The sequence below is a fragment of the Mogibacterium pumilum genome (genome assembly GCF_002243385.1).
GTDB classification, from domain to species: domain Bacteria; phylum Bacillota; class Clostridia; order Peptostreptococcales; family Anaerovoracaceae; genus Mogibacterium; species Mogibacterium pumilum.
Window position 1 is genome coordinate 63001 of sequence record NZ_CP016199.1, and the last position, 7455, is coordinate 70455.

The 7455-nt window shown below is 43.8% G+C and carries 6 protein-coding genes and 1 tRNA gene; 1 reads left to right on the top strand and 6 read right to left on the bottom strand.

What is annotated here, in order from left to right:
• Positions 1 to 32: 32 nt before the first annotated feature.
• The 3 genes from secA to AXF17_RS00290 form a co-directional block, all read right to left on the bottom strand.
• A complete protein-coding gene (secA, locus tag AXF17_RS00280) occupies positions 33 to 2846 on the bottom strand; it encodes a preprotein translocase subunit SecA (protein WP_094233281.1) in 2814 nt (937 codons plus the stop codon).
• 77 nt (positions 2847 to 2923) lie between these two features.
• Positions 2924 to 4189 (bottom strand): hemolysin family protein, encoded by a 1266-nt coding sequence (locus AXF17_RS00285; protein ID WP_094233282.1) that lies wholly within the window; start codon positions 4187 to 4189, stop codon positions 2924 to 2926.
• Positions 4190 to 4305: 116 nt separating this feature from the next.
• Positions 4306 to 4896 (bottom strand): histidine phosphatase family protein, encoded by a 591-nt coding sequence (locus AXF17_RS00290; protein ID WP_094233283.1) that lies wholly within the window; start codon positions 4894 to 4896, stop codon positions 4306 to 4308.
• 237 nt (positions 4897 to 5133) lie between these two features.
• Here AXF17_RS00290 and AXF17_RS00295 point away from each other — a divergent pair.
• Positions 5134 to 5209, top strand: a tRNA-Arg gene (locus AXF17_RS00295).
• A 118-nt stretch (positions 5210 to 5327) separates the two neighbouring features.
• Here AXF17_RS00295 and AXF17_RS00300 read toward each other — a convergent pair.
• The 3 genes from AXF17_RS00300 to AXF17_RS00310 all read right to left on the bottom strand — a co-directional run bounded on the left by AXF17_RS00300 (position 5328) and on the right by AXF17_RS00310 (position 7345).
• Positions 5328 to 6122 carry a mechanosensitive ion channel family protein gene (locus AXF17_RS00300; RefSeq protein WP_094233284.1) on the bottom strand — a complete coding sequence of 265 codons (795 nt, stop codon included), beginning with the start codon at positions 6120 to 6122 and terminating at the stop codon, positions 5328 to 5330.
• 9 nt (positions 6123 to 6131) lie between these two features.
• Positions 6132 to 6674 carry a GNAT family N-acetyltransferase gene (locus tag AXF17_RS00305; RefSeq protein WP_157682501.1) on the bottom strand — a complete coding sequence of 181 codons (543 nt, stop codon included), beginning with the start codon at positions 6672 to 6674 and terminating at the stop codon, positions 6132 to 6134.
• A 170-nt stretch (positions 6675 to 6844) separates the two neighbouring features.
• Positions 6845 to 7345, bottom strand: coding sequence for a hypothetical protein (locus tag AXF17_RS00310; RefSeq protein ID WP_094233286.1), 501 nt, complete (start codon positions 7343 to 7345; stop codon positions 6845 to 6847).
• Between the last annotated feature and the right edge of the window lie 110 nt (positions 7346 to 7455).

The window sequence follows — 7455 nt, forward strand, 5'->3', positions numbered from 1 at the left end:
CCAATCATGCTTGCTTAGTACGACGGAAACTCCTATTGAAACTTGCCGCAGCAATTCTTGTACTTTTTGCCAGATCCGCATGGGCATGGATCATTTCTACCGATCTTAGGGGTATTGCGGTGAACCGGCTCCTGAATATGCTCTCCGTTATCATGATACTGTTGTCCATCTCCGTGTGCAGCTGCGATATCTTCATCATAATATTCTTCCTTACGTTCAACCTCATCCCTTGAAACAACACGGCGCTCCGTACGAGTCTCAACGGTTACATTGAAGCAGTATTTTACAGTCTCCTCACGGATATCTGCAATCATCTCTTCAAACATGCCGAAGCCTTCCTTTGCATAAGCAACTGCCGGATCCTGCTGTCCGTATCCACGAAGTCCGATTCCATTCTTGAGCTGCTCCATCGCATCAATGTGATCCATCCAGCGATTATCAACGACTCTAAGCATAATCATGCGCTCTACTTCACGCATATGTTCGATGCCAACTTCCTCTTCCTTCTCTCTATAAATCTGCTCGAAGACATTTACGATATCTTCGCGTAACTTATCCTCATCTAAGTCTCTAAGCTCTTCCTCTGTGTAGCTCAGTCTGCCCTTAAACGCAGGTGTGATCTGCTCACAGCCGTAGAAGATCTCGTCCATATCCCAGTCTTCCGAGAAACGAGTTTCCATGGTAATCGGTGCAACAACGCCATTTACAAGCTCTTCCACCATACCCATGATGTAGTCACGCAGATTCTCACCATCGAGAACCATCTTACGCTGTTCGTAAATCTGAGATCGTTGTCTGTTCATTACATCGTCATACTGAAGAACGTATTTCCGAATACCGAAGTTCTTACCCTCGATTTTCTTCTGAGCATTTTCAATTCTTCTCGAAAGCACCTTAGCCTCAAGAGCATCGTCATCACCAAGACCAACGCCCTCAACGATTCTTTGCATCTTCTCTCCACCAAAGAGTCTCATCAAATCGTCTTCTAGGGAAATGAAGAACTGTGTAACACCAGGGTCGCCCTGACGTCCGGAACGTCCACGCAGCTGGTTATCGATACGTCTCGATTCGTGTCTTTCTGTACCGATGATGCAGAGTCCACCGAGCTCTCTAACTTCTTCCTGCTCGTCATTTCTCTCAGACGAAAAATGCTTTAAGAGCTCCTGATACTTGTTTCTAGCAGCATTGAGTTCCTCATCATTCGACTTCTCGAAGCCTGTTGCAAAAGCGATTTGTTCAGGAGTGTACTCGAGCTTCTTCATCTCTCGTCTGGCTTCAAAGTCAGGGTTACCACCGAGTATGATGTCGGTACCACGACCAGCCATGTTGGTAGCGATTGTAACAGCACTCTTACGGCCTGCTTCAGCTACGATTTCAGCTTCCTTCTCGTGATGTTTTGCATTGAGGACGTTGTGCTTTATACCCTTCTTCTTGAGCATTTCGCTAAGGAGTTCTGAAATCTCGATCGATATAGTACCTACGAGCACTGGCTGTCCTACTGCGTGCGCTTCAGCAACTCTCTCGACGATAGCTTTGTATTTTCCAGACTGACGAGCGTATACCGAGTCCTCCAGGTCAATTCTAGCAATCGGCTTATTGGTTGGAATGACAACTACATCCATGTTATAGATGTCTCTAAATTCATCTTCCTCTGTCTTGGCAGTACCCGTCATACCGGATAGCTTCTCATACATACGGAAGTAGTTCTGGAGCGTGATAGTCGCTAGAGTCTTGGACTCCGATCTTACTGAAACGCCTTCCTTAGCCTCGATAGCCTGATGTAGACCGTTCGAGAAACGTCTTCCATACATGAGACGTCCGGTGAACTCATCAACGATAAGGATTTCGCCATCCTTAACGATATAATCAACATCGCACTTCATCAGATAGTTCGCATGCAGTGCCTGATTTACGTAGTGATTGAGCTCCATGTTATCCGGATCAGAGAAGTTCTCGATACCAAAGTATGCTTCAGCAGCCTTGATGCCGGCTTCGTTTAAGGCAACCTGTTTGTCTTTCTCATCTACTGTGTAATCTCCGTGTACTCCGTTCTCACCCTCTTCATCGTCACGAGTAGTATCTCGGATAAGAGTCTTAACGAATACATTTGCAGTGCGGTACATATCACTTGAATCAACACCTTTACCAGAGATGATGAGCGGTGTGCGAGCCTCATCAACGAGAATCGAGTCGACCTCGTCGACGATAGCGAAATTGAGCTCTCGTTGAGTCAACTCTTCCTGATAAGTAACCATGTTATCACGCAGGTAATCGAAACCAAACTCGTTATTCGTTCCGTATGTGATGTCTGCCATGTAAGCAGCCTTACGATCATCTCCCTGAAGCGAGTTGATAACGCAGCCAACTGTGAGTCCTAGGAATGTATATAACTTGCCCATCCAGTCAGCATCTCGCTTTGCGAGGTAATCGTTAACTGTAACTACGTGAACGCCCTTGCCTGTAAGCGCATTTAGATACGCAGCAAGTGTAGCCACGAGAGTCTTACCTTCACCAGTCTTCATCTCGGCAATTCTTCCTTGATGAAGAACTACACCTCCAATGAGCTGAACGCGGAAATGCTTCATTCCAAGGCTTCTAACCGCACCCTCACGGCATACGGCAAATGCTTCTGGCAGGATATCATCAACAGTCTCAAACGGACCTTCTTCACCCTCTTCTCTGATAGTTCCTAGACGCTTCTTGAATTCTTCTGTTTTAGCGCGTAGCTCCTCATCACTAAGCTGTTGCATCTGCTCGTCGTAAGATTCAATTACGTCTACGATTTTCTCTATCTTCTTGACCTCTCTCTTGTTGAGGTCTCCAAATATCTTTTCTACTAAACCCATTTACGTGGCTCCCTTCTTTCTTGCTAATACGTTTATATATGTATTTTAATAATTATTTACTTTCTAAATCATTATCATTAGTTGTCATCCTCGTCCTCGTCAGGTTTGTCTTCAATTCGGATGTGGAGTCTGAGCGCCCTCTTGGCATCTGCCCTTGTAACTCTCACCTTGAACAGTTTGTGCTTCGATTCGTATTCGAATACATCTCCCACCTTAGGGATGCGGTCGAGTTCAATCATCGCCCAACCATTAACTGTAGTTGCATCGATATCGATATCTTCGCCTTGTAGTTCGAAGAACTTTTCGACATTAGCGCCTCCAGCAACTGAAAAAGAACCGTCTATAAGATCCGTAACCTCTCTCATCTCAACGGTATCGTGCTCGTCGTAAATCTTTCCTACTAGCTCCTCGATGATATCCTCCATCGTTACGAGTCCCGTTGTACCGCCGTATTCATCAACGATAATCGCCATGTGAGTTGCCTTTGCCTGCATCTTCTTGAGCAATATCGATGCTTTAATCGATTCGGCTACGTAAGCAACCGGCTTGATGTAGAGGTTCACGCTCTTGCCTTCGCCGACTACATAGTTATGAAAATCCTTCTGGTTGAGAATTCCGATTATATTGTCGAGGTCATCCTCGAACACCGGAAGTCTCGAAAGGCCTGTGCTCTTAAATAACTTAGCTATCTCTTCGTTAGGCGTTCCGAGCTCAATCGCGATGATGTCGATTCGCGGCGTGATTATATCGATTGCCTCGAGGTCTTCGAACTCAATGGCATTAGTGATCAGTTCACTCTGTGATTCACCGATATTTCCGCCGGTCTTCGCCTCCTCAATAATCGTCTTGAGTTCGTCCTCTGTATAACCTTGTTCTGCTGAAATTTTGAACACTTTGTCAACTATGCGCTTCCACACTCCAAATATCCAGTTAAGGGGAGTAAATAGAATCATCAAACCCTTTACTGCGGGTGCCATGAATAGTGAAAGACCTTCCGCCTTATCCTTGGCTATATTCTTAGGAGAAATCTCTCCAAACACTAGAACCAACACAGTCACCACAACTGTCGAAATCGTCGCACCGTAGTGGCCGTATAACTTGATGAACATAACAGTGGCGATAGATGTCGTTGCGATATTTGCAATGTTATTGCCAATTAAAATCGTGGTAAGAAACTTATCGAAGTTCTCAGTTATCTCTAAGACAAGCTTTGCACTTTCATTGTCGTCGCTAGCCATATTCTTCATTTTAATCTTGCTCACCGAAGTGAACGCTGTCTCCGTAGCGGAGAAAATGCCCGATAACACGAGCAAAAGCACGATGCTTATAATGTACGGTGTCATTTAACTGAATGCACTCTCCTATATCTGTGTATATCCGATTAATTATACTACATTAAATAGTAAATAAGTGATGAAACAACGAAAAAGCTCTCTCGAAGCACGAGAGAACTGCTTTTCTATCCTATTTCCCTATACTCGATAGGTTTTTTATCCGTAAAAGTAATAGCATAGCCACTTGCCGGGCTCGGAGTCCAGTGCCAAGCCTTCTCTTTTACCGCTGGAAACATCATCTCCATACATGTAAAAATAACGGCACCATGGAGTACACCTACGACATCTGAATGTTGAATGTCCCCTTTGAGTACGTCAAGTCCACGAGCTACTCTTTCGATAAATCCGTCGTTGGTCTCACCGTCTGGAAAATCCATAAAGTCCTTCTTACCCTCAAGCCAAGCCCTGGCCTCATCATGCTGAAGCACTTCTTCCATCGTCTTCATCTCAAAGATGCCTACTCCAACCTCCCTTAGGTCGTGGATAATCTCGTGATCCCTATTTCCAAATATGAGTTTAAAGGTCTGTTCGGTTCTGAGCATTCCAGATGTATAGAGTTTAGCTCCATCTGGTTTAGGGTACGCGCCTTTATCACGCAGCGCCTTAATCTGCTGCACGCCCTGTTCAACTAACGGCAAGTCAGTACTGCCATAGAACATGTCCTTTAGCGTACCTTCTGTATCTCCGTGTCTGATTAGATATAACGTGTTTCCCATCTGTGCCCTCTACTTATATATCATCTAGCTTAAATCAGCTATCCCACCTATACGTTACACCAACGAAGTGATACGGATATCTTGATTTTTAGCGGTTTTACAGCTTTAATGTGTGCGTTTTCACACACTGCAATTGTCGCATATTATATCATTTTCTGCTATAATATTCTACATATTTACAAGAGGGGAAGCCGTGCAAATGGTGGAATTATGCAAAGACTTTCTTGCGGATTATGTGCGCCCGTAGCTCAGGGGATAGAGTAATTCACTCCGAATGAAATGGTCAGCGGTTCGAATCCGCTCGGGCGCACCAACTAAAAAAACAAGGTGTATTGAGGTATAAAACAGCGGTTCGAATCCACTCGATCGCACCACTTGATACAACTGAAAAAGCACTGCAGCTTTCGGGCTGCAGTGCTTTTTCTATTGTCTTAATTACCATGAGAATCGATTACATGTACATCAAGCTGGCTGTAAGGAAGCGCAATGTCAGATTCGATTATGCACTTCTGTAAAACTCCCATCGCAGCTCTTCTCATAACCCATTTATCCTTCGGCTTGCACCAATATCTAATCCTATAGGTTACAGATGATGCCTCAAAGTTCTGAATAGCCAGATACTCGGCATTCTTGATCCCTTTAATCGCCTTAATTCTCTTGGCACAAGTAGTAAAGATTTCCTTAACATGGTCAGGATCTTCGTCGTATCTGAGCCCGATATCAATATCATAGATACCTGTTGATACACCAACCTTAGAGATGTTACGGTTGCAAACTGTAACGTGATCTCCAGTATTAATACTCGTATACTGTGTAGTCTGAAGGGTGAACATCGTCACTATACCTTCGTCATCGTCGATCTTAATGACATCACCAACCTTAAAAGCTTTGTCGTTAATAATATGCATACCCATCAGTACGTCTTTAAATACATCCTGCATAGCCATACCGAAGATAGCACCGGCAACACCGACACCAGCGATAATAGATGTAACTCGGATGTTATTGAACTCTAGCACTGCTAGAATCGAAATTATCCAGGTAACGGTCTTAATCATTCTGAATGTCGATTTCACGATGGCATTCATCTGCACCGTGTTGTTGGTCTTCTTGACATACAGCTTGTGGGCGTGCTCGATGACAAATGTCATGATAATCGCAACCGCGATTATTACGGCACTACTAATGAACTGCGCCGATGTAACCATTTTTATAAAAATATCCACACGCTCCTCCTATCCCTTGAACATCGATAAGTCATCCCAGCTGAGTAGTGCCGAGAGCACGCCGAAGCCCTCAACATCTTGATAATATTCATCAATCTGCTTAGCCCCATAGTGCTTATATATCTCTTCTGCCTTGTAATTCCCTGCAAATACATCGATTACCATTTGAGAGTACCCAGTATTCACAACTCTACTCCCCATAGCAAACAGCAGCTTGCGTCCAATACCAAAATCCCTATAAGCCGCTTCTACATGAATCATCTCAAGCCAAAATGCGCCTAGCACATCTGGTGAAGGAGTTCCGGCTACGAAGCCGACAACCTTGCCCTGAACTTCATCGGCTAGAGCTTCGGCTACAAACATTTCATTTCCCGGTGTAAGGAAATATGCATCCATTCTAGCAGCCGCACTCTCAGGATTTACGGAGCTCATGTATCTCTTATCTAGTATATTTGTGTATGTATCGTGATAGTTCTCGGATAAAATGCGCCCTATTTCAGATATGTCGGAACGTTTCACCTCACGAATTTTTATATTTTGAATCTCTTTCATACTATAGACCTGCCTTTTCATACATTACTCTATAGTATACACGAATTTTCATTTAAAGTATTAACTTATTCCCAGTGTCCTTCGCTGACAAGCACCTGCTCGGTGTATGCTTCTTTAACGGTAACTGTTTTGGTCGTCACATGCGGAGCCGCAAATGTATGTTTTTGATTTCAAGGATTAGGCCTATGTGCCTGCCACTCTGCGTTCGTAGTAAAAACAGCACCACACTGACAAGTATAGTAATCAACATACTTCTGTTGCCGTGTAACTGCCGGATGCGTAACTGTCTTATATACAGCAGGCACCCACTTTTTCTTTGAGTGAGTTGATCTTCCTGAACTTGAATCGCTTTTACTTTTTTTATCCTTCTCTTTCTTAACTTTTTCTCGTTCTTTCTCTTTTTTCTTTTTGCTCTCGCTTTCCTTCTTTTGAGACTTTTTATCGGAGTCGTTATCGTTACTCGCTTCATTCGCACTTTCGCCATTAGCGCTAGAGTCATCTACCGATTTCTCAGATGTCGTCTTTTCCTTTGTAACTTCCGTCTTCTTTTTTTCTCTTCCCTTCTCACCTTTATTAGAACTGCAACTCGCAAGCCCTACGATTAAAGCAAGACTGAAAATTATAATCGCAATAATATTTAGCAACTTATTATTAAATAAGCGTTTCTGCATTCCCCGTCTTCTCTCTTTCAAATAGTTTAAAAATGAGATGGAGATAGACCTCCATCCCATCAGATAATGCTATCTGTTCGCTAGCACACCCTGTCACTATGCGGACTTTT